Source organism: Bacillus testis (assembly GCF_001243895.1).
Classification (GTDB): Bacteria; Bacillota; Bacilli; order Bacillales; family DSM-1321; genus Bacillus_AD; species Bacillus_AD testis.
This window is the reverse complement of sequence record NZ_LN851186.1, coordinates 3,595,738-3,618,481: the sequence shown is the minus strand read 5'-3', so window position 1 is coordinate 3,618,481 and position 22,744 is coordinate 3,595,738. Positions and strand designations below refer to the sequence as shown.

At 45.2% G+C, this 22,744-nt stretch carries 25 protein-coding genes, 1 tRNA gene and 1 pseudogene; 24 read left to right on the top strand and 3 right to left on the bottom strand.

Annotation, left to right across the window (positions count from 1 at the left end):
- Positions 1 to 156 precede the first annotated feature (156 nt).
- The 4 genes from hprK to BN1765_RS17990 all read left to right on the top strand — a co-directional run bounded on the left by hprK (position 157) and on the right by BN1765_RS17990 (position 3,265).
- On the top strand, positions 157 to 1,086 hold the full coding sequence (gene hprK, locus BN1765_RS18005; protein WP_050616410.1) for an HPr(Ser) kinase/phosphatase: 930 nt from the start codon (positions 157 to 159) through the stop codon (positions 1,084 to 1,086).
- Positions 1,087 to 1,131: 45 nt separating this feature from the next.
- On the top strand, positions 1,132 to 1,944 hold the full coding sequence (lgt, locus tag BN1765_RS18000; RefSeq protein WP_050616409.1) for a prolipoprotein diacylglyceryl transferase: 813 nt from the start codon (positions 1,132 to 1,134) through the stop codon (positions 1,942 to 1,944).
- 122 nt (positions 1,945 to 2,066) lie between these two features.
- Positions 2,067 to 2,720 (top strand): pyrophosphatase PpaX, encoded by a 654-nt coding sequence (gene ppaX / locus BN1765_RS17995; RefSeq protein ID WP_050616408.1) that lies wholly within the window; start codon positions 2,067 to 2,069, stop codon positions 2,718 to 2,720.
- Positions 2,717 to 3,265 (top strand): acyltransferase, encoded by a 549-nt coding sequence (locus BN1765_RS17990; protein ID WP_050616407.1) that lies wholly within the window; start codon positions 2,717 to 2,719, stop codon positions 3,263 to 3,265. The genes ppaX and BN1765_RS17990 overlap by 4 nt, the downstream gene beginning before the upstream one ends.
- A gap of 90 nt (positions 3,266 to 3,355) precedes the next feature.
- Here the strand turns inward: BN1765_RS17990 and BN1765_RS17985 are convergent, their stop codons facing one another.
- Positions 3,356 to 3,718: a hypothetical protein gene (locus BN1765_RS17985; RefSeq protein WP_050616406.1), complete on the bottom strand. Its 363-nt coding sequence runs from the start codon at positions 3,716 to 3,718 to the stop codon at positions 3,356 to 3,358.
- 17 nt (positions 3,719 to 3,735) lie between these two features.
- Positions 3,736 to 3,867: pseudogene (locus BN1765_RS20845) on the bottom strand (hypothetical protein); the annotation flags it as partial.
- A 443-nt stretch (positions 3,868 to 4,310) separates the two neighbouring features.
- On the opposite strand from BN1765_RS20845, the gene BN1765_RS17980 reads away from it, so the two are divergent.
- The 15 genes from BN1765_RS17980 to BN1765_RS17910 all read left to right on the top strand — a co-directional run bounded on the left by BN1765_RS17980 (position 4,311) and on the right by BN1765_RS17910 (position 17,516).
- Complete coding sequence (locus tag BN1765_RS17980; RefSeq protein WP_050616405.1) at positions 4,311 to 5,495, top strand: ATP phosphoribosyltransferase regulatory subunit; 1,185 nt, start codon at positions 4,311 to 4,313, stop codon at positions 5,493 to 5,495.
- Positions 5,492 to 6,115 (top strand): ATP phosphoribosyltransferase, encoded by a 624-nt coding sequence (gene hisG / locus BN1765_RS17975; protein ID WP_050616404.1) that lies wholly within the window; start codon positions 5,492 to 5,494, stop codon positions 6,113 to 6,115. The genes BN1765_RS17980 and hisG overlap by 4 nt, the downstream gene beginning before the upstream one ends.
- 17 nt (positions 6,116 to 6,132) lie before the next feature.
- Entirely contained in the window at positions 6,133 to 7,401 is a 1,269-nt protein-coding gene (gene hisD / locus BN1765_RS17970; RefSeq protein WP_050616403.1) for a histidinol dehydrogenase, read from the top strand.
- Between the two features lie 17 nt (positions 7,402 to 7,418).
- Positions 7,419 to 8,006: an imidazoleglycerol-phosphate dehydratase HisB gene (gene hisB / locus BN1765_RS17965; protein WP_050616402.1), complete on the top strand. Its 588-nt coding sequence runs from the start codon at positions 7,419 to 7,421 to the stop codon at positions 8,004 to 8,006.
- Between the two features lies 1 nt (position 8,007).
- Positions 8,008 to 8,643 (top strand): imidazole glycerol phosphate synthase subunit HisH, encoded by a 636-nt coding sequence (hisH, locus tag BN1765_RS17960; protein WP_050616401.1) that lies wholly within the window; start codon positions 8,008 to 8,010, stop codon positions 8,641 to 8,643.
- Entirely contained in the window at positions 8,640 to 9,383 is a 744-nt protein-coding gene (gene hisA, locus BN1765_RS17955) for a 1-(5-phosphoribosyl)-5-[(5-phosphoribosylamino)methylideneamino]imidazole-4-carboxamide isomerase (RefSeq protein WP_050616400.1), read from the top strand. The genes hisH and hisA overlap by 4 nt, the downstream gene beginning before the upstream one ends.
- Positions 9,380 to 10,138 (top strand): imidazole glycerol phosphate synthase subunit HisF, encoded by a 759-nt coding sequence (gene hisF / locus BN1765_RS17950; RefSeq protein WP_050616399.1) that lies wholly within the window; start codon positions 9,380 to 9,382, stop codon positions 10,136 to 10,138. Before hisA ends, hisF begins: the two co-directional genes overlap by 4 nt.
- Positions 10,135 to 10,764: a bifunctional phosphoribosyl-AMP cyclohydrolase/phosphoribosyl-ATP diphosphatase HisIE gene (hisIE, locus tag BN1765_RS17945; RefSeq protein ID WP_050616398.1), complete on the top strand. Its 630-nt coding sequence runs from the start codon at positions 10,135 to 10,137 to the stop codon at positions 10,762 to 10,764. Before hisF ends, hisIE begins: the two co-directional genes overlap by 4 nt.
- A gap of 184 nt (positions 10,765 to 10,948) precedes the next feature.
- Positions 10,949 to 12,445, top strand: coding sequence for a tetratricopeptide repeat protein (locus BN1765_RS17940; RefSeq protein ID WP_050616397.1), 1,497 nt, complete (start codon positions 10,949 to 10,951; stop codon positions 12,443 to 12,445).
- 117 nt (positions 12,446 to 12,562) lie between these two features.
- Complete coding sequence (gene trxB / locus BN1765_RS17935; protein WP_050616396.1) at positions 12,563 to 13,510, top strand: thioredoxin-disulfide reductase; 948 nt, start codon at positions 12,563 to 12,565, stop codon at positions 13,508 to 13,510.
- 311 nt (positions 13,511 to 13,821) lie between these two features.
- Positions 13,822 to 14,280 carry an 8-oxo-dGTP diphosphatase gene (locus BN1765_RS17930; protein WP_050616395.1) on the top strand — a complete coding sequence of 153 codons (459 nt, stop codon included), beginning with the start codon at positions 13,822 to 13,824 and terminating at the stop codon, positions 14,278 to 14,280.
- Positions 14,281 to 14,331: 51 nt separating this feature from the next.
- Positions 14,332 to 15,225, top strand: coding sequence for an RNase adapter RapZ (rapZ, locus tag BN1765_RS17925; protein WP_050616394.1), 894 nt, complete (start codon positions 14,332 to 14,334; stop codon positions 15,223 to 15,225).
- Positions 15,222 to 16,208 carry a gluconeogenesis factor YvcK family protein gene (locus BN1765_RS17920; RefSeq protein WP_050616393.1) on the top strand — a complete coding sequence of 329 codons (987 nt, stop codon included), beginning with the start codon at positions 15,222 to 15,224 and terminating at the stop codon, positions 16,206 to 16,208. Before rapZ ends, BN1765_RS17920 begins: the two co-directional genes overlap by 4 nt.
- Positions 16,209 to 16,280: 72 nt before the next feature.
- Positions 16,281 to 17,225, top strand: a complete 945-nt coding sequence (gene whiA, locus BN1765_RS17915; RefSeq protein WP_050616392.1) for a DNA-binding protein WhiA — start codon at positions 16,281 to 16,283, stop codon at positions 17,223 to 17,225.
- A gap of 30 nt (positions 17,226 to 17,255) precedes the next feature.
- Complete coding sequence (locus tag BN1765_RS17910; RefSeq protein ID WP_050616391.1) at positions 17,256 to 17,516, top strand: HPr family phosphocarrier protein; 261 nt, start codon at positions 17,256 to 17,258, stop codon at positions 17,514 to 17,516.
- 216 nt (positions 17,517 to 17,732) lie between these two features.
- Here BN1765_RS17910 and clpP read toward each other — a convergent pair whose 3' ends face one another.
- Positions 17,733 to 18,326: an ATP-dependent Clp endopeptidase proteolytic subunit ClpP gene (gene clpP / locus BN1765_RS17905; RefSeq protein WP_050616390.1), complete on the bottom strand. Its 594-nt coding sequence runs from the start codon at positions 18,324 to 18,326 to the stop codon at positions 17,733 to 17,735.
- 262 nt (positions 18,327 to 18,588) lie between these two features.
- Between clpP and BN1765_RS17900 the strand changes: the two genes are divergently transcribed.
- The 5 genes from BN1765_RS17900 (at position 18,589) to gap (ending at position 22,736) form a co-directional block, all read left to right on the top strand.
- A tRNA-Arg gene (locus BN1765_RS17900) sits at positions 18,589 to 18,660 on the top strand.
- Between the two features lie 262 nt (positions 18,661 to 18,922).
- The gene (rpoN, locus tag BN1765_RS17895; RefSeq protein ID WP_050616389.1) at positions 18,923 to 20,236 is read left to right on the top strand and encodes an RNA polymerase factor sigma-54; all 1,314 of its coding nucleotides are present in this window, start codon (positions 18,923 to 18,925) and stop codon (positions 20,234 to 20,236) included.
- Between the two features lie 21 nt (positions 20,237 to 20,257).
- Positions 20,258 to 20,503: a glutaredoxin family protein gene (locus BN1765_RS17890; RefSeq protein ID WP_050616388.1), complete on the top strand. Its 246-nt coding sequence runs from the start codon at positions 20,258 to 20,260 to the stop codon at positions 20,501 to 20,503.
- Between the two features lie 150 nt (positions 20,504 to 20,653).
- On the top strand, positions 20,654 to 21,676 hold the full coding sequence (locus tag BN1765_RS17885; protein ID WP_050616387.1) for a sugar-binding transcriptional regulator: 1,023 nt from the start codon (positions 20,654 to 20,656) through the stop codon (positions 21,674 to 21,676).
- Between the two features lie 52 nt (positions 21,677 to 21,728).
- A complete protein-coding gene (gene gap, locus BN1765_RS17880; RefSeq protein ID WP_050616386.1) occupies positions 21,729 to 22,736 on the top strand; it encodes a type I glyceraldehyde-3-phosphate dehydrogenase in 1,008 nt (335 codons plus the stop codon).
- The last annotated feature ends 8 nt before the right edge of the window (positions 22,737 to 22,744 follow it).

Genomic DNA, 22,744 nt, shown 5'->3' with positions numbered 1-22,744 from the left:
TCTACACGACCGAGCGTCCCGCTCTTTTTTCTGCAAACCCCCTATTTCTGCCTGTTTTTTTGTTTATACTAAAAGAAGCGCATGAACAGTATTTCAGTTCTTGCATAAAGCGTGATAAACTGAATGCAGCATCCTATATATGAAGGAGGACTTCTTTTGGCTAAGGTTCGTACAAAAGATATTTTAGAAAAATTCAATTTAGAGTTAATAAGTGGAGAAGAAGGAATTAATAGACCAATCTCAACGAGCGATCTTTCTAGACCAGGTATTGAAATGGCTGGTTTCTATGAATATTATCCAGCAGAGAGAATGCAATTACTGGGCAAAACAGAGTTGTCTTTTTTTGAAAAACTAAGCCCTCCAGAGCGGAAAACTCGTATGGACATGCTCTGCACAGATATAACTCCAGCGATTATCGTGACGCGGGACCAGGAAGTGCCTGAAGAATTAATTGAAGCTTCCAACCGGGAGGCTGTCCCTGTTTTACGATCTCCAATGAAGACAACCAGGCTGTTCAGCCGCCTGACAAATTATCTGGAGAGCAAGCTGGCGCCGACGACTGCCGTTCACGGGGTTCTTGTGGACATTTACGGCGTAGGTGTTTTGATCACTGGGAAAAGCGGAGTCGGGAAAAGTGAAACAGCGCTTGAATTGGTCAAACGCGGCCACCGGCTTGTAGCGGACGATTTGGTGGAAATCCGCCAAGAAGACCAAGATACCCTTGTAGGGGGAGCACCGGGATTGATCGAGCATTTATTGGAAATTAGAGGGCTGGGCATCATTAATGTCATGACTTTATTCGGTGCCGGCGCTGTATTGAGCCATAAGAAGATTTCATTGATCATTTCGCTTGAGCTCTGGGAAAAGAATAAACAATATGACCGTTTGGGGCTTGATGATGAAAAGCAGAAGATTATCGATACGGAGATTCCTCGTTTGACGATCCCAGTACGCCCAGGCCGGAATCTGGCTGTTATTATTGAAGTTGCTTCTATGAACTTCCGTTTGAAACGGATGGGATTGAATGCGGCTAAGCAATTTTCCAATAAGCTTTCCGAAGTCATTGTAGAAGGCGACCACTCCTGACGGGAAATGTGAGGAGAAAAAGGGGACAGGAAGAGAGGGAATAGAATGGAAACACAAATACAACCTATTAATCCGATAGCCTTGGATTTAGGGCCGATTGCTATCCATTGGTATGGAGTGATCATCGGCGTTGGTTTATTGCTTGGGCTATGGCTGGCACTTCGCGAATCGGATCGTCGGGGCCTGACGAAAGAAGTCTTTCTCGATATGATCTTGTTTGCTGTGCCGATCTCCATCATCTGCGCACGTATTTATTATGTGATTTTTGAATGGGATTATTATTCTGCCCATCCAGGCGATATCATCAAGATTTGGAATGGCGGCATCGCTATTCATGGCGCACTGATCGGTGCGGTGCTGACCGCAGTCGTTTTTTGCCGTATTCGAAAGATTTCTTTCTGGAAAATGGCCGATATAGCGGCGCCAAGCCTCCTGCTCGGACAAGCAATCGGCAGATGGGGGAATTTCATCAACCAAGAGGCGTTCGGCGGAGAGGTGTCCCGCAAATTCCTGGAAAATTTGATGATTCCCGATTGGATCATCAATCAGATGTATATTGATGGTGCTTATCACCATCCGACATTCTTGTATGAGTCTATATGGAATATCATCGGTGTCATTTTATTGCTATCGCTGCGCAAGGTAAACCTGCGCAGGGGAGAGATGTTCCTAACCTATTTAATTTGGTACAGCATCGGCCGTTACTTTATTGAAGGAATGCGGACGGACAGCCTGATGTTGACCAGCAATTTGCGCATGGCCCAGGTGATTTCGATCACACTGATCCTAGTAGCTGTTTTTACTTGGATTTTCAGAAGAGTGAAAGGATACAGCAATAAGCATTATTTAGACGAATAGGCACGATTGAAAGAAGAGAAAAGGCGGCTTTTCTCTTCTTTGTGCAGAGCGGGAAATTGAATAAGACTGCCAATTTAGCAGTATGGAATCCGAACAAATTGAAAGGACATAGGATGACCTGAATGAATACGAAGATTACGACACTTTTATTTGATTTAGATGGAACACTCATCAATACGAATGAGCTTATTATTGACTCTTTTTTACATACATTGGACAACTACTATCCAGGAAAATATACGCGCGAGGATGTGCTGCCTTTTATCGGTCCTCCGCTGTATGATACATTCCATTCAATCTCCCCTGAAAAAACCGAAGAGATGATTCTCCGTTACCGTTCATATAATCTGGAGCAGCATGATGTGCTGGTCAAAGAATATGATGGTGTCTATGAGGCGGTTAGGGCATTGAAGGATGCCGGCTTTAAGATGGGGATCGTCACCACTAAAGTGCGCAGGGTGGTTGAGAAGGGGATTGAGCTATGCCGCTTGGAGGGAATATTCGATTGCATCGTGACCCTGGATGATGTGCAACATGCTAAGCCGCATCCTGAGCCGATTCTGAAAGCGTTGCAAACGCTCAATTCCAAGCCGGAGGAAACCATTATGATCGGCGATAATCCGCAAGATATAATGGCCGCTAAAAATGCAGGCACCACAAGTGCAGGCGTCGAGTGGACAATCAAAGGCAAGGAGTATCTTCAGGGCTTTTCTCCTGATTATATGCTCCATGATATGAGAGACTTGATTGAGATTCTGAAAGTGAAGCAGCCATGAGGAACACCAAACGTTACCCTGTCGAAGGCGCTAATTCATTGTGGCATGTCTATAAGACTGTTCCGTTTTGGAAAGTGGTGCGGAATTTCATAGTGATCCAATTGGCGCGTTATACGCCTTTCCTTTCTGTGAAAAACTGGCTGTACCGCACATTTCTCGGAATGAAGGTTGGGGACCAGACTTCCTTTGCGCTGATGGTGATGCTTGATGTCATGTTCCCCGAAAAAATATCGGTGGGCACGAATACAGTGATTGGCTACAATACGACAATCCTGGCGCATGAGTATCTGATAAAAGAGTACAGGCTTGGCGAGGTGTACATCGGTAATGAAGTCATGATCGGGGCGAATTCCACCATTCTTCCCGGCATAACCATTGGTGATGGAGCCATTGTGGCAGCGGGCACCGTTGTCCATAAAAATGTGGCTCCAGGTACATTTGTCGGCGGGAATCCTATGAAACTCATTTATACAAAAGAAGAAATGATCGATAGGCAGAAAAATGATCCCCTATATGGAGCAGACAAGCAAAAGGCTGGGCAATAGCATGTCCAGCCTTTTCGTATAAAATTGTCTATTTCCTTGCCCGCAGGACACTATAATCCTTATCAGTTGCCATGCCAGCACGTTTTCCTCTTAACGCCTAGCCGATTTAATCAGAAGAATCACAGCCCCTACAACACTGATGGCCGCTAAAACGGCTGAAATCGAGAAGGCGCCCATGCTATAAATAAAGAGTACGAATGAACACGCTTCTATGATTACGATCACCAAACCCGATAAAAAACCTTTTTGGTCTTGTTTCCGTGCAGAAATGAACAAGTGTATCGTTATCAAATTTGCTAATACGATAATGGAAAAGGCGATTAAATAATCGAGTGAAAAAATGCTTGTTCCTTCCGCTGTATCAAATAGTGAAAACAGCGCTAGAGGAATAGCACCGATATTAATGACGATTAAAGCCAGAATCCAAATCATCCAATACATTGATTTTTTCATAGTATGTCCTCTCCTTTTTAATACGGTTCTATAATAGCACCGAAACTGGATGCTTTAATATAGTTTTCATCTATAAGCGATTGTAATTGCTGCTTATCCTCCACTACAACTACACCGATGATTTCAACGTTTTCCTCGGCCAGGGAAGCATGTCTTTTTTTAGGGCGTGGTTGAGATTTTCAAAGTCTTCTTTGTAAGATCGGCCCTTGCTTACTTCTATGGTTTCAATCTTCATTGCTCCTCCTTTCACATATATAACGAACAGGAATGGGAAAAGTGTACAGGTTTTTATACAAAAAATTAAAAGGGCAGGTCAAAACTTGTAGAGTTTCATTCATCCGCCGCCGGTTATTAGTTGAACCGATCGGATTTTACTCATGCTTGGACTCCCGCTAATACTGGAGTTTTAGCGCTAGTTAAATGGGATAACTTGACTTTAAGAGGCAAGGAGGTGTAAACTACAAATAATTTAAATATTTTAGTATATTAGCGAACTAAAGTATTGGAATATTCAAAAAGCATGTCCTATATCGAAAAGGGCAGGAAATGAGCAAATGAGCGGATTACTATTCTAAATGAAGTTGGTGGGAAAATGTCTGATCGATTTATGTTTGAAAAACCACTGGGTATGAGAGATACCATACCCGTGCTATATGAAGCGAAACAAAAAGTCCGCCAGGCTGTCCTTGCTGAAATGTCGGGCTGGGGCTACCGCATGATTGAAACGCCGGCCCTTGAATATTATGAAACAATCGGCGAAGCATCCGCCATAGAGGACCGGCAATTGTTCAAATTGCTGGACCAACAGGGATACACGTTGGTGCTGCGGCCGGATATGACAACACCGATTGCCAGGGTGGCAGCTTCCAAGCTGCTTGAGAAAACGATGCCGGTCAGACTTGCCTATGATGCCAAGGTTTATCGGGCCCAGCAAAGGGAAGGAGGCAAGCCGGCTGAGTTTGAACAAATCGGCGTAGAATGCATCGGCGATCCTTCCATTGGCGCCGATGCGGAAAGTATCAGTCTTTTAGTTTCTTCACTCCAAAAAATAGGTTTAGTAGATTTTAAGATATCAATCGGCCATATTGGCTTCGTGCAGGATTTTCTGGTAGATGTGCTGGGGACAGAAGCCAGGGCTGAGCAGTGCCGGACCTTCCTGGTCGGAAAAAATTATGTAGGCTTTCGTAAGCATATTGAAGAGCTGGCCTTATCGACGATCGACCGGGAGCGTCTATACAAATTGCTGGCGCTCCGCGGTTCCGGCGATATCCTCAAGGAAGGTTTAACATTGGCTGAAGGGGCAGGAAAGGCCGTGCAGGCAATCGAAGAATTGTCGCAGTTATGGGAACAGCTCCAAGTGCACGGCGTGGATGCATATGTTCAATTTGATTTGGCGCTTGTACCGGCTATGCATTATTACACGGGCCTTCTTTATGAGGTATACGCGGCCGGAGTGGGGATGCCAATCGGCAATGGAGGTAGATACGACCAGCTTCTCAGCCGTTTCGGCAGGAATGCCCCCGCGACAGGATTCGCTCTTCTGGTGGATCGCTTGCTAGAAGCGCAAGGAGATTTATGGGTAGAACAGCCATCCAGCTGTGTCCTTTATAGCAAGGAACGCTTGGCGGAGGCGATCAGGCGCACAGAAGAGCTCAGGGGCGAAGGAATGGCAGTGGTGTTGCAGGATATAAGCAGTGTCAAGGAATTGGATGCTTTTACACGGACATTTCAGGATGTGGAATATTTGGTCGGCAGCAGAAAGGAGAGCTTGCTGTGAACGAAAGGATAACGATTGCTATGCCGAAGGGCCGAATATTTGAGGATGCTGTCCAGCTGCTCAAGAAAGCTGGTTTTCAGCTGCCGGATGAGTTTGATGAAAATCGGAAATTGACGCTGGAAGTGGAAGGAGAAAATCTGTCATTCATTTTAGCGAAACCGATGGATGTTGCTACCTATGTGGAGTATGGTGTGGCTGATCTGGGCATTGCCGGCAAGGATGTCATGATGGAAGAAGAAAGGGATGTATATGAGCTTTTGGATCTACAGATCAGCCCGTGCTATCTGGCGGTTGCTGGTTTGCCAGATACACGGCTGAATGATGTGGCTCCACGGATTGCGAGTAAATATCCCAATGTAGCGTCCGAGTATTTTCGAAAACAGGGCGAACAGGTTGAAATCATTAAATTAAACGGATCGATTGAACTCGGCCCGCTGATTGGATTGGCTGAGCGGATCGTCGATATTGTCAGCTCGGGAAGGACGCTCAAGGAAAATGGATTAGTGGAATATGAGAAAATTGCCGATGTGACGTCCAGGTTGATTGCGAATCCAGCGTCCTACCAGCTGAAGGAAAAACGGATAGCCGAAATTGTGGAACGGCTCGAGCAGGTAATCTGAAAAAGGGGGAAGTGTTGATGAGAATAGAGAGATGGTCAGCGGAGCTTTCGCTAAAGCGGTCTGTGGACGCCGGGACAGAAGAACAGCGGCAAATGGTCAAAACGATCATTGAAGACATCCGAAAAGGCGGGGACAAGGCTCTTGGTACATATACGAAACAATTGGATGGAGTGGAAGTGGATACAGCGGCTGTCAGTAAGAGAGAAATGGAAGAAGCGGTAGCCTCTCTGCCGGCGGAGACGCTGGAAATCCTGCAGGAAGCATGCGTACATATATCCAGTTTCCATGAGAAACAGCGGCGGAATTCCTGGCTCGATGTACAGGATTCAGGAACAATCCTTGGACAGAAGATTACGCCCCTGGATTCCGTCGGCGTCTATGTTCCCGGCGGTACGGCAGCCTATCCGTCATCCGTCTTAATGAATGTGCTGCCCGCAAAGATTGCCGGAGTCAAACGGATTGTCATGGTCAGCCCGCCAGGAAAGGACGGCAAAATTCCTCCAGCTGTCTTAGCAGCTGCATCCATAGCAGGGGTGACGGAGTGTTACCGGGCTGGAGGCGCCCAAGCGGTCGCTGCTTTGGCATATGGCACAGAAACAATTGCCCCGGTCGATAAAATTGTCGGTCCCGGAAACATCTATGTGGCTCTTGCCAAAAGGGAAGTCTTTGGAGATGTGGACATCGATATGATTGCCGGCCCAAGTGAAATTGCAGTGCTCGCAGATGAAACTGCCCGGCCTGATGAGGTGGCAGCCGACCTGCTGTCGCAGGCGGAGCATGATCCAATGGCTTGCGCCGTTCTTGTGACCCACTCAACACAATTGGCGGAAAAAGTGAACGAAGAGGTTGAACGGCAGCTCGCCAAGCTTCCGCGCAAAGAAATTGCTGCCCAATCAATTGAGCAGTACGGCAGAATCATTTTGACAGAGAATGTGGCCGCTTCTGTCGATGCAGTGAATAGGTTTGCACCGGAACATTTGGAAATCATGACAGCGGAGCCGATGGCCTTATTAGGAAAAATACGCCATGCCGGCGCCATTTTTCTTGGAAGGTACAGCTCCGAACCTGTTGGCGATTATTTTGCCGGTCCAAACCATGTATTGCCCACGAATGGCACGGCCCGTTTTTCAAGTCCGTTGAACGTCGATGATTTTCAGAAAAAATCGAGTGTCGTTATGTATAGTGAGGATGATTTCCGGCTAAATTCCGCTAAGATTGCGGCTTTCGCTAGACTTGAGGGATTAGAGGCACATGCACGGGCAATGGAGAGCAGAAAAAAGGATTGATGAAGGGGGAAAATAACATGGAAAGAAATGGGGAAGTAATCCGCAAAACCAATGAAACCGATATCGCATTAAAATTGGGGATAGACGGTGAAGGCCAGGCAAACCTTGATACGGGTGTGCCGTTCCTAAACCATATGCTCGATTTGTTTGCTAAGCACGGGCATTTTAATCTGGATATCCAAGCGGAGGGAGACACGGATATCGATGACCATCATACAACCGAAGACATTGGAATTTGTTTGGGCCAGGCTTTACTGCAAGGGCTCGGCGATAAAAAAGGGATTAAGCGGTATGGCAATGCGTTTGTGCCGATGGATGATGCTCTTGCCCAGGTGGCCATCGATGTAAGCAACCGGCCGCATCTCGAATTGCGCGGTTCTTGGCCATCGCAAAAGGTAGGCACATTTGACACAGAGCTTGTGCATGAATTCCTTTGGAAATTTGCGCTGGAGGCCCGTATAAACCTTCATGTAATCGTCCATTACGGAAACAATACGCATCATATTATTGAAGCGATTTTCAAGGCGCTGGCGCGTGCGTTGGACGAGGCGACGTTGATCGATCCCCGCGTAAAGGGCGTGCCTTCTTCGAAGGGAATGTTGTAAGATGATTGCCATTGTAGACTATGGTATGGGCAATTTGTTCAGTGTCTCCAAAGCACTTGAACGCCTTGGAACGCCTTATTTTATTTCTGATTCTGCCGAGGAGCTCGCCAAAGCGGATGGCCTCATCCTGCCCGGTGTTGGTTCTTTCAAGGATGCTATGCATTTATTGAAGCAAAATGGGCTGCATCTCTTTTTAAGGGAATATGCAGAAAGCGGAGCGCCTATATTGGGCATTTGCCTGGGGATGCAACTTCTCTTTGAAAAAAGTGAAGAAAATGGCATGACGGAAGGGCTTTCCTTGCTAAAAGGCAAGGTAGTGCGTTTTGCTGGGGAAGATCGCCAGGGCAATACGTATAAAGTGCCCCATATGGGCTGGAATGAGCTTGCTTTTTTGCGGCCGTCTCCCCTTATCTCTTCGTGCAAAGAAGGATATGTTTACTTCGTCCATTCTTTTTATGTTCAGTGCGGGAATGAAGAGGATGAATTGGCTACCGCCGATTATTTTGGCAAGGTACCGGCGATTGTTGGCCAAGGCAATATATACGGCATGCAGTTCCATCCGGAAAAAAGCGGCCAGCTCGGCATGGAACTGCTGAAGAATTACATCCGAATGGTGGAAGAAAGGGTGGCGGCATGAATAACTTCACACTCTATCCGGCAATTGATCTGCGCGGCGGCAAATGTGTGCGCCTATTGCAGGGAGATTATAATGAAGAAACGATTTATGGGGATAGCCCGTACGAGATGGCAAAGAGTTTCAGCGAACAAGGTGCCCAATGGATCCATATGGTCGATTTAGACGGAGCAAGGGCGGGGCATCCGGTCAATCACGACCATGTGATTGAGGTTGCCGAGCGTTTGCCTCTATCCGTTCAGGTAGGCGGCGGACTCCGGACAAAAGAGGATGTCGCTCTATACCTTGAAGCAGGGGTTGAGCGCGTTATTTTAGGAAGTGTGGCTGTTACGAACCCGCTTTTTGCTAAGGAGATGCTCGCCCTTTATCCCGGCCGCATTGTTATTGGGATTGACGCCAAAGATGGACGGGCGGCGACCCATGGCTGGCTGCAGACATCCTCTGCGAGCGCGGTTGAATTGGCCCAAGCCATGGTTGAATATGGAGCGGATACTTTTATTTTTACCGATATTGCAACTGATGGCACGCTGACAGGACCGAACGTGCAAGCGACAAGAGAGCTGGCGCAAGCAACAGGAGCATCTGTGATTGCATCTGGAGGCATCAGCAGTCTTGCCGATATAAGTCAGCTTGCCTCCCTGCAGTCAGCGGGCGTGACCGGAAGCATTGTAGGAAAAGCCCTTTATAGCGGACGGTTTTCGATCAGTGAAGCTTTGGCATGTGTAAAGGAGGAGAGCCAATGATCACCAAACGGATTATTCCATGTTTGGATGTGAAGGACGGCCGTGTAGTGAAAGGCGTTCAATTCATTTCTTTGCGCGATGCCGGCGATCCTGTTGAGCTTGCGGCTTTCTACGATGCGGAAGGAGCTGATGAATTGGTGTTTCTTGATATTTCCGCATCCCATGAAGGCCGGTCCACATTGGTCCACATGGTCGAAGAGACAGCTGCCAGTCTGGCTATTCCGTTCACGGTAGGCGGCGGCATCAATAGTTTAGAAGACATGAAAACCATTCTCCGGGCTGGAGCCGATAAAATCTCCGTCAATTCAGCGGCCGTCGCAAGACCGCAACTGATCAAAGAAGGCAGCAATTATTTTGGTTCGCAATGTGTGGTTGTTGCCATTGATGCCCGATATTCTTCTGAAGAAAAAAGATGGAAGGTCTATACCCACGGAGGACGGAAAGAGACAGAGCGGGATGCGGTAGAGTGGGCGAAAGAAGCCGAAGCCTTGGGGGCGGGCGAAATCCTGCTGACAAGTATGGATTGTGACGGAGAAAAGTCAGGATTTGACCTTTCTCTGACAAAGGCGGTATCAGAAGCGGTGCGGATCCCGGTCATTGCATCAGGAGGGGCCGGCCGCGCAGAAGATTTCAAGCATGTGTTCGAGGAGGGCAAAGCAGATGCCGCCCTCGCAGCAAGCATCTTTCATTATAAAGAAACATCCGTAAACCAAGTGAAAAAATATTTGCAGCAGGAAGGAGTGCATGTACGATGAATCCAGCACAATTGAACTATGATGAAAAGGGGCTTATTCCGGCCATTATCCAGGATGCCGATACAAAAGAAGTGCTTACGCTTGCCTATATGAATGAGGAATCCCTCACTAAATCTATTGAAAGCGGTGAAACTTGGCTTTTCAGCCGTTCACGGCAGCAATTATGGCATAAGGGGGAAACGAGCGGCCATACACAGCGCATTGTTTCCATCGTATATGATTGTGACCAGGACGCCTTGGTAGTAAAGGTTAAACCTAGTGGCCCGGCCTGCCATAACGGCACAATCTCTTGCTTCCAATCCACTTTGTTGGATAACGGCAAGGAAAATGGGCAGAAGCAGGATGCCGCTTTTTTATATGAATTAGAGCAAATCATCGCCCGAAGAGAAAAGGAACGGCCTGAAAAATCGTACACGACCTATCTGTTTACAGAGGGTGTCGATAAGATCCTTAAAAAGGTCGGTGAAGAAGCGGCAGAAGTGATTATTGCTGCCAAAAACCGCAGCCATGAAGAATTGAAATGGGAGAGCGCAGATCTGCTCTACCACTTGCTCGTATTGCTAAGAGAACAAGAATTGCCTTTAAGTGACGTGTTGGCCGTCCTTAAGGAAAGAGATAAAGGATAACAATGAAAAGCGGCTTCTTAGAGGCCGCTTTTCATTGTCTCGGGAATACATCTTTCATCGTGCCTCAGCCGTAACTGCCAGCAGAAATGCTTTTCATGCCATTTGTTGTTAAGCCTCCATTGTGTAATTGACCGTAAAAATATGGTATAATAGTATGGTTAATCAACTTTAAATGGAGGATTTCATGAGTAAAGACTCTAATATGCGACAAAAAGCAAAGATTTTGTCCTTTCACCCAACTGGAGAATACTATTTTAATAAAGGTCTAAAAGCCTATCACCAACGTGACTTATATAAATCGAAGAAGTATTTGGAAAGAGGATATGGCTTAGAGCCCCATGAACCGATGATTGCCTGCCAGCTTGCGATCGTCTGTACGGATTTGGGCGAATACAGTGCTTCCAATGCTATCTTAGAAACTATTATAACCAAATTAGATCCATATATGACGGAGTGCTATTATTTTCTTGCCAATAATTATGCGCATCTTGGGATGTTCAAAGAAGCCTACAAAAATGCCAAAGAGTATCTGAGCATTGATATGGAAGGCGATTTTGTGGATGACGCAGAAGACTTGCTTGATTTGATTACATTGGAGGATATTGAAACCGAAGAAAGCCTATTCGAGCAAGATTCGCTGATTAGCGAACAAGAGAGAGCAAGAGAGCTCTTGGAGGCGGGAGAATTCGCCAAAGCGATTGAGGTACTGAATGATACCATTGAAAATCATCCGGACTTTTGGTTTGCCTACAATAATTTGGCACTGGCGCAGTTTTATTTAGGAAAGAAACAGGATGCATTTGCCACTTTATACGGAGTGCTGGAGAAGAATCCAGGAAATCTGCATGCGCTTTGCAATTTAGTGGTCTTCCATTTTTATGAAAGAAATCAACAAGAAGTGGATGGACTGGTTAAGTCTCTCGAGAAAATCCGGCCTATACTGGCGGAACAGCAATATAAGCTCGGTGCTACATTTGCATTGGTCGGCCGTTATGATTTAGCTTATATGTGGCTGAAGCAGTTGCAAAAAAATGGCTTTGACGGCGATGAAACTTTCTACTACTGGCTGTCCACCTGTGCCTATCATCTCGGCAACGAATACAGCGCCAAAAAAGCGTGGAAGAAAGTGCTTGAATTCAATCCGAATAAACAAGGATTGGAGCCATGGGGAGAGCTCGTTACCAATATTGAAGGCTATGAGCACCAACTAGCTGTCGTTCTGAAAAAGCTGCAGAGCGAATATGTTGAGGAGCGCCTGTTTGGTTTATTCCTTTATAAGCATTGCATGCAAACAGATCGCCTGGTGGATCCCAGCGGGCTTGAGCACAAGGATGGCTGGAATGAATTGGAATTAGACTATCTGCAAGCGATCATGGAAGGGAATGTCGAACAGTCCGGCAGTGCTTTCATGGATGCGGCGGCTGAAGAGCTGTATAACCATCACCAGCCGATATCCACAGCGGAGGTTGGCCTGTATATCCTCTGGTTTTCTGTATACCTGGAGGCTTGGCAAATAGGATTCAAATTAATCAATCCGAAAGCCTGGGCAGCTGCTGTCGATTATGTCTGGAATTCAATCCGCAATCATCAGATTACGCAAAAAAATATTGCTGAAAAGTACGGCATTTCGGGCTCCACGCTGCAGAAATATATCAAGAATGTGAACAGCCTGCTTCGTTGAGCAGAAAAATGGACTGAAAATCCCTTGTTATATACGATTAAAGGTAGGAAATACTAAGGATTAAGCGTATAGTAAAGAGAACCTATATATGGAGCACACAGTAGAGGAGTGACAAGCATGTCTGAAGAAAAAATTTATGATGTTGTCATTATCGGCGCAGGCCCTGCAGGAATGACGGCAGCAGTTTATACATCGCGTGCCAATCTTTCAACTTTGATGATCGAAAGAGGAGTTCCGGGCGGCCAAATGGCCAATACCGAAGAGGTCGAAAACTACCCTGGCTATGAAAGCATACTGGGGCCGGAACTATCTACTAAAATGTTCGACCATGCCAAAAAATTCGGTGCTGAATATGCTTACGGTGATGTAAAAGGCATCATCGACCATAAAGAGTATAAAGAAATCGACTGCGGCAGCAAACAATACAAGGCAAGAGCCGTGATCATTACGGCTGGTGCCCAATACAAAAAAATCGGCGTACCCGGTGAAAAAGAGCTTGGCGGCCGCGGCGTTTCCTATTGTGCGGTTTGTGATGGCGCATTCTTCAAGAATAAAGAATTGGTTGTTGTCGGCGGCGGCGATTCAGCTGTTGAAGAAGGCGTATACTTAACCCGTTTCGCTTCTAAAGTGACCATTGTCCACAGAAGAGATCAACTAAGAGCGCAAAAAATTCTTCAAGACCGCGCATTTGCCAACGAAAAAGTTGATTTCATCTGGAACCATACCATTAAGGAAATCCACGAAAAAGACGGCAAGGTCGGCAGTGTAACGCTTGTATCCACAGTGACAGGCGAAGAGCAGGAATTCAAGACGGACGGCGTTTTCATCTATATTGGCATGCAGCCTTTGACTGGGCCGTTTGAATCCCTTGGAATCACGAATGAAAATGGCTATATTGTTACAAATGAAGGCATGGAAACACGTGTGGAAGGTGTATTTGCGGCTGGAGACATCCGTGAAAAGACACTTCGCCAAATCGTTACAGCAACAGGTGATGGAAGCATTGCTGCCCAGAATGCACAGCATTATGTGGAAGAATTAAAAGAAAAATTACAAAAAGCATAAAAGCTTTGGCGAAGTAATTTCCATTTAATTTTACTGTAACAAGTCTGAAATATGATTGGGTTATGATGGATAGGAATTGACCCCCCTTTTTAGAATTATTCGATGGGCACAGGTATATCCTGTGCCTTTTTGTATGGATAGGGAATTTCTGCTGAAATAGCCGCATTCCTTCGCTTCTATCTTCCTGGCATCCTTTCCCGTTCTTCCGAAAAGACAGGAGAAATAGTATAATGGATTGAATACGTTTCCTGAAATTAATTGAAACTTACTATATATAATATTCTGTTCCGCTACACTGCGAGGTGAAGAAAGTGCAACGTGTGACTAATTGTGTATTGAACAAGGATGGTCAAGTCCTTTTACTGCAAAAGCCGAGACGGGGCTGGTGGGTAGCGCCGGGCGGTAAAATGGAACCGGGTGAATCCGTTAAAGATTCATGTGTCCGTGAATTCAGGGAGGAGACTGGCATTTATATCAAAAATCCTACCTTAAAAGGAATCTTTACATTCATTATGAAAGATGGCGATCAGGTCCAATCTGAGTGGATGATGTTTACCTTCACGGCAGATCAATTTGACGGACAATACTTGGAAGAGAGTTCCGAAGGTAAGTTGGCTTGGAAGGATGCAGAAGAAATCAAGGATTTGCCGATGGCAGAAGGAGATTACCATATCCTTGACTATATGGTGCATGGCAACGGGCTTATTTATGGGACATTTACGTATACGCCCGACTTTCAGCTGTTGTCATACCGCCTTGATCCGAATTGATGCTCAAAACAACCACAGTAATGGTTAAAATTGAAATGGGGGCTGTACGAGTTGAGTATAGAACATAACAAGGATGCAAGTTTAGTCATTATTACGGGCATGTCGGGTGCTGGAAAAACGGTTGCAGTCCAAAGTTTTGAAGACCTTGGCTATTTTTGCGTGGATAATCTTCCACCGACCTTGCTGCCTAAGTTTCTGGAATTAATGAAGGAATCCGGCAACAAGATGAATAAAGTAGCATTGGTAATGGACCTGCGAGGCAGGGAGTTCTTTGACCACCTGGCGAAAGCATTGGATGATATGAGCGATTCAAGTGCAGTCAAGCCGCAGATTCTTTTCCTTGAAGCGGATGATTCCGCTCTCGTCCGCAGATATAAAGAAACTCGCCGGACTCATCCTTTGGCGCCTGCTGGCCTGCCGTTGGAAGGGATCAAGCTAGAGCGCAAATTTCTTCAAGACCTAAAGGGGCGCGCGCAAACGATTTACAATACTTCTAAGATGAAACCGAGAGAATTGCGTGAAAAGATTTTAAAGGAATTTTCGTCGAATAATCGTCCGCAATTCTCCGTGAATATTATGTCTTTCGGCTTTAAGCACGGCCTGCCGATCGATGCCGACACGGTCTTTGATGTCCGTTTCCTGCCGAATCCTTATTATATTGAATCGATGCGGCCTAAGACAGGAATGGATGAAGATGTGTCAAGCTATGTGCTGAAATGGAGCGAAACGACAAAGTTCCTTGAAAAAGTAACGGAGCTGCTTTCTTTTATGCTGCCTTATTATAAACGCGAAGGCAAAGCCCAGCTTGTCATCGCCATCGGCTGTACCGGGGGCCAACATCGTTCGGTCGCTATCGCTGAATACTTGGGCAAGTATTTTAAAGATGACTACCATACTGTTGTCACTCATCGGGACGCTAAGAACCAAAAAGGGATAGAGTCATGATTATCACTCAAAAACAACCGAAAATCGTTGTGATCGGCGGCGGAACAGGTTTGCCTGTATTGCTTCGCGGGCTGAAGCAATATCCGGTCGATATTACAGCGATTGTTACCGTGGCTGATGACGGAGGCAGTTCGGGGCGGATCAGGGATGAGCTGCATATCCCGCCTCCTGGAGATGTCAGAAATGTACTGGCTGCAATGTCCGATGTGGAACCTTTGGTTGAGCAAATGTTCCAGCATCGGTTTAGCCAGCACAATGAATTGTCGGGGCACTCCCTGGGAAATTTGATTATTGCGGCTATGACATCGATTACCGGAGATTTTGTCCACGCAATCAGAGAAATGAGCAAGTTCCTGAATGTTAGGGGAAGAGTGCTTCCTGCTGCCAATCAAAGCGTAGTGCTTAATGCCGAAATGGAAGATGGCAGCATAGTGACAGGAGAATCCAATATCCCGAATGCCAAGAAAAAAATTAAGCGGGTCTTCCTGACGCCGAGTGATGTGATGCCATTAGCCGAGACACTTAAAAGCATACGCGAGGCCGACTTAATCGTCATGGGGCCTGGGAGCTTATATACTAGTATCCTTCCGAACTTGCTTGTTCCGGCGCTGGGAGCGGAAGTTTGCAAGGCTAAAGCGAAAAAAGTGTATGTCTGCAACCTGATGACACAGGCTGGGGAAACATCGCATTTCTCTGCCAGCGACCATGTGAAAGCCATTTATGAACATTTAGGCTGTGCATTTATCGATACTATCCTGGTCAATAACGAAGAAGTTCCTCCCCAAATAAAGCTTCGCTACAAGGAAGAGTTGGCCCAGCCGGTCCATTTTGATGTGGCCAAATTGCTTGAGTTGGGGCTCGAGGTGGTCCAAGAACAAATTATGACATTTGAGCATGAATATATCCGCCACGATACCAAAAAAGTAGCCAATATCTTATACCGGCTGCTGGTGGATGAAACCAAGACGGCATTGGAATCGTAGATTATGTAAGAAGCTGATTATGCTATATCATTTCCTTAAACAAGTGAATGGTAATGGACGGGAGGTGAGAATGTGTCATTTGCTTCTGAGACAAAGAAAGAGCTAACCACACTGGATGTAAAGGAATGTTGCACGAAGACAGAACTGTCGGCATTGATTCGCATGAACGGATCGTTGTCTTTCTCCAACCGTAAATTGGTGATCGACGTGCAGACGGAGAATGCTGCCATTGCAAGACGGATCTACACCTTGCTCAAAAAGAACTATGACCTAAATGTCGAATTGCTGGTCCGCAAAAAAATGAAACTCAAAAAAAATAATATCTATATTGTCCGTTTTTCCGAAAGGGCGCAAGAAATTCTGATGGATCTGAAAATCCTTGGAGAGGGATTCACGATCATCCATGATATTTCTCCGGAATTGGTCAAAAAGAAATGCTGCAAAAGATCGTATCTCAGAGGGGCATTCTTGGCAGGGGGATCTGTCAACAATCCGGAAACTTCATCCTACCACCTGGAGATTTTTTCCCAATACAAGGAACATAATGACGCGTTATGCGAGTTGATGAATGCATTCGATCTCAAAGCAAAAACGCTTGAGAGAAAGAAGGGCTTTATTACGTATCTGAAGGAAGCCGAGAAAATATCGGAATTCTTGCGTATTGTAGGCGCGAATAATGCAATTATGCGATTCGAGGACGTCCGGATTCTGCGCGATATGAGAAACTCGGTCAATCGGCTTGTGAACTGTGAAACTGCCAATCTGAACAAGACGATCGGCGCTTCACTCCGCCAGGTTGAAAATATTCAATATATAGAAGAGACGGTAGGGCTTTCTGTTCTTCCGGATAAGCTCCGGGAAATCGCAGAGTTAAGGGTTGCCTATCAGGATGTAACACTAAAGGAATTGGGAGAGATGGTTTCCGGAGGCCAGGTCAGCAAATCAGGCATAAACCATCGGTTGCGTAAGATCGATGAAATCGCCGCCAAGCTGCGTGCCGGGGGTTCCATCCGTTAATGAAAACGGTAAAGGGAGAGAAAAGAGAATATGAGGGAAAAACAAGTGGAGGTCCGTTTGAAATCTGGCTTGCAAGCGCGGCCAGCAGCTTTATTTGTACAGGAAGCAACACAATTTTCAAGCGATGTATTCATTGAAAAAGACGGCCGGAAAGTAAATGCTAAGAGTATTATGGGCTTAATGAGCCTGGCTATAGGCAGCGGCACTGAAATCACATTGAGTGCAAACGGTAATGATGAAGACCGGGCTTTGGAATTCTTAGCGGATTTTGTTGAAAAAGAAAATGGATAAAAGCAATCGGACCCTATTCAGTGGTCCTTTTCTTTTTGTCCAATAACGAACGGGTTGGGCCGTATAAAAAGGGGAATGTTAAGGCAAGGTAAAGTTGAATGTATAACCATCTCTTCCGATTGATCCTCGTTTTCTCGTAGAAAAGCGAATCTGTTAGCGCCGGTTAGAAAAGCATAAAAAAACAGGGCATGTTGGTATGCCCTGTTTGAATGGATCTTATTTTTCAAGCTGATTGCGAGTGATGACTTGGTCGATCAAGCCGTATTCTTTCGCTTTTTCAGCTGGCATGAAGTTATCGCGCTCTGTATCTCTTTCGATTGTTTCAAGGTCTTGGCCGGTACGTTCTGCCAAAATCTTATTCAATTTGTCACGCAAGTAAAGGATGCGGCGTGCGGCAATTTCGATTTCAGTGGCTTGCCCTTGAGCTCCGCCAAGCGGTTGGTGAATCATCACTTCAGAGCTAGGCAACGCGTAGCGTTTACCTTTTTCGCCGGCAGCCAATAAGAATGCTCCCATAGAAGCTGCCATACCGATACAGATTGTAGAAACTTTTGGCTTGATGTACTGCATTGTATCGTAAATAGCCATTCCTGCAGTGATGCTTCCGCCAGGAGAGTTGATATAAATCGTGATGTCCTTTTCAGGGTTTTCTGCTTCTAGGAAAAGCAGCTGTGCTACGATTGAGTTGGCAACATTATCATCGATTTGGCTGCCAAGCATAATGATCCGGTCTTTCAACAGACGTGAATAAATATCATATGCACGTTCGCCGCGATTTGTTTGTTCAATAACTGTAGGTATTAAATTCATCGTATGGTTCCTCCTTGAATAGAGAATAATTGGATAACTCTCAACGTTTTCGTTGTAATTCTATGATACACTTTTTGGTCAATATAGGTCAAACGAATAAGACCAAAGAATGTAAAAACCAGTAAACCCTCGTTATGTAAATGCTTTTACCATCATACCCATATCGTCATTTTTTAAACGAAAAGGGCATTTCCATAAATAATTATTGCAATATGGGGTTATATATCCTATAATAAATAACAGACTGTTATACATACTATCTGCCCTCGTGGTGCAACGGATAGCACGTAAGATTCCGGTTCTTAAAATGGGGGTTCGATTCCCTCCGAGGGCGCTACTTGAAAAGCATCTACGCCAATTTATGGCGCAGATGCTTTTTTTATGCCAATCAATGATGGATTCAGAAGTTTCACTTTATTATTTATTTTTGGAGCTAATAACGATAAAATAGAAAGATAAGGAAGAAATGTAAAGAAGTTTAATTCTAGCCAATGTTGAATATACATTTAAGTAAGCGTTTACAACAATGAGTTCTTTTAAAGCTGCTTTTTAATCAGTTTTTATAAAAGGGGTTATTTCGAACAGGGGGGATCTACATGCATGCCAAAATTGGTTTATTCCAACAGCAGACGCTTAAACTGGCCATGACCCAAGAGCTTAGCCAAGCAATAGCTCTTCTTCAATATTCGTCACAGGAATTGTCTTCGTTTCTGGATGAACGCGCTACTGAAAATCCTCTGATTACCATCGAAAGCAGAGAAGCTGTTTTCGATGGACGAAAAGGTACGAATAAACAAATTGGCACCCAAACCAATAAAGGCAATTGGATCGAGCAGATCGGCTATGTGAATGACACGCTGGAGGATCATTTGCTGTCCCAGCTGCCGCCCGATTATTTTGGATCCAGGGAACGGAAACAATTCCTTCACTTGGTCAACTGCCTTGATGAGAATGGCTATTTGCGGGCTCCTTTGGAAGTCATCGCCGCACAAACCAACAGCTCTATGGAATCGCTACAGGAAATCTTCCATACCCTCCAGTCCCTTGAACCGGCGGGCGTAGGGGCAAGAAATCTCCAAGAGTGCCTTCATTTGCAATTAGTCCGCAAAGATGAACCGCTTGCTCTTGAAATCATTGATCATCACTTCGCCGCTTTCGCTGATAAGAAATGGAAGCCAATCGCCAAGGAGCTTGGTGTCTCGCTATCGGCCATCCAGGAAGTATTCGATTTAGTTCAATCACTTCATCCGCGGCCTGGCGCACTATTTGACCAAGAAAAGCCTGCATATATTGCGCCGGATGTGATTGTAGAAATAAAGGACAGCCAAATATCTGTTAAGATGGCGGATGACCACCTCAGCAGCATTACGTTCAATCAACAGTATTATCAACAAATGTCCAGCATCCATGATCAGCAGGTAAACCGTTTTATGCAGGATAAGTTTCATGAGTTCCAGTGGATTCAAAAAAGTATCCAGCAACGGAAAGAAACGATCCTTAAAGTGATGGGCATTATTGCCGAGAAACAAGTGGAATGCCTAGAGAAGGGTTTTGCCTATTTGAAACCGATGGCTATGAAAGAAGTCGCGGATGAACTGGATGTGCATGAATCAACTGTCAGCCGGGCTGTCAGGGATAAGTATGTACGGGTTCCTTTTGGGACGGTAGAAATGCGCGAATTTTTCACGGCAGGACTGCAATCTTTATCGACGAGCGATGTTTCTTCCAGAGAAGCCAAGAATGCCATTCAATCATTGGTGCAAGAAGAGGATAAGAAGAGGCCGCTCTCCGACCAGGATATTGCCGACCGATTAAGAAGCCAAAACAAAATCATCCTTTCGCGGAGAACGGTTGCCAAATATCGTGAACAGCTAAAAATCCCGTCTTCATCAAAGCGGAAAAGATTTTAAATAAGAAGAAAAGGTGAAAAAATGTCAGAGGAATTATTATTGTATTCGAGAGAAAATTGTCCATTATGTGATAAGGCGAAATCAGAGTTGGATGCAGTGGCAACGGAAACAGGCCTGGCATATACTGTCATAGACATACACAGTAATGATGAATTGCTTGAGATGTATAGCCTGATGATCCCGGTGGTAGTATATAAGGGAGAAACCGTACAATACGGGCAAGTGGACAAAGATAGCGTTCTCAATTATCTGAAAAGTGGAATTTAATTTATCAGACATTGTATAGTTGAAAAAAAAGGTTTCCCTTGTTAAAATACATGTATAGCAAGGGTGAATTTTTTTTGGATAAAGTGGGACAAAAAATGTCTAACCTGGACAAAAAATGTCCACGATAATTCTTAAAAGGGAGAATCCTCCATGGAAACATTATTAGACATCCAAAAAAGAATATTGCCGGACTTGCTGGAAGTTATGCAAAAGAGACATCAAATTCTGCATTACATACAATTCATGCAGCCCGTCGGAAGACGCAATCTCGCGCTAAGCCTGAACATGACCGAACGTGTTCTCCGCAGCGAGGTGGAATTCCTTAAGGCGCAGAATCTTCTCGAAATCCATAGCAGCGGAATGACGCTTTCGGAGGACGGAACCCACATCTTAGAAAAACTGGATAGTGTAATGAGAGAAATATCGGGTATAGACTCTTTAGAGAGAAAATTGCAGAGTCAACTCAATGTAAAAGAAGTAATCGTAGTCAACGGAAACAGTGATAGATCTCCCTGGGTTAAGAACGAGCTTGGAAGAGCCGGTGCAAGATGCATGAAAAAGAAATTAACAGGAGACAATATTATTGCTGTTACCGGAGGAACCACCATGGCTTCTGTTGCAGAGATGTTGAATCCAATGCCTGAAAGCAAAAATCTCTTATTTGTTCCAGCAAGAGGTGGTCTTGGAGAAGATGTCCAAAACCAAGCGAACACAATTGTGGCGAAGATGGCCAATAAAATGGGGTCCTCTTACCGGGTACTATATATACCCGACCAGATCAGCGATGAATCTTACGCCAGCATCATAAAAGAACCGTCAGTCAAGGAAGTGATCACCTTGATCCGGAAAAGCGATGTCGTTATCCACGGCATTGGCGAAGCTGATGCAATGGCTATTAGAAGGAACTCATCGGAAGCCATTCTGAGCAAGATACAAAGTGGCGATGCTTGTGGAGAAGCTTTTGGTTATTACTTTAATGAAGAAGGGCAGATTGTCCATAAAGTACAAACCATGGGACTTCAGTTGGATCACTTGAGCGAAGCAAAGGATGTCATAGCCGTAGCCGGAGGAACCTCGAAGGCAAAGGCGATCTCTGCATATATGAAGATTGCTCCATCAAACACAACATTGATCACTGATGAAGCATCCGCACTACAGTTATTAAAGGGATAACCCTTTTATATAAAAAATTTGCAGTTCCTAATTTAAAGGAGGAAAACTACTCATGACAGTAAAAGTAGGTATTAATGGATTTGGACGTATCGGACGTAACGTGTTCCGTGCAGCTCTAAAAAACCCAAACGTTGAGGTAGTAGCAATCAATGACTTAACAGATGCAAATATGCTTGCGCATCTTTTACAATACGATTCAGTTCACGGAACTCTTGCAGAAAAAGTAACTGTTGACGGCGACAGCATCGTAGTTGACGGCCACAAAGTAAAAGTTATCGCTGAACGCGATCCAGCTCAAATCGGTTGGGGAGAACTAGGCGTAGAAGTAGTAGTTGAATCTACTGGACGTTTCACTAAACGTGCTGACGCTGCTAAACACATCGAAGCAGGCGCTAAGAAAGTAATCATCTCTGCTCCAGCTAAAGACGAAGATATCACAATCGTTATGGGTGTTAACAACGAAGCTTACGATCCAGCTAAACACAACGTAATCTCTAACGCTTCTTGTACTACAAACTGCTTGGCTCCATTCGCTAAAGTTCTTAACGACAAGTTCGGAATCAAACGCGGTATGATGACTACAGTTCACTCTTACACAAATGACCAACAAATCCTTGACTTGCCACACAGCGACTACCGTCGTGCTCGTGCAGCAGCTGAAAGCATCATCCCAACAACTACTGGTGCTGCTAAAGCGGTTGCTCTTGTATTGCCTGAACTTAAAGGTAAATTGAACGGTATGGCTATGCGTGTACCAACTCCAAACGTATCAGTTGTTGACTTAGTTGCTGAGTTGGAAAAAGACGTTACTGCTGAAGAAGTAAACGCTGAGCTTAAAAAAGCTGCTGAAGGCGAATTGAAAGGCATTCTTGCTTACAACGAACTTCCACTAGTATCTCGCGACTACAACGGAGACACTGCTTCTTCTTCTGTAGACGGTCTATCTACAATGGTTATGGAAGGAAACATGGTTAAAGTACTTTCTTGGTACGATAACGAAACTGGTTACTCTAACCGCGTAGTTGACCTAGTTGACTACATCGCTTCAAAAGGACTTTAATTCTTAAC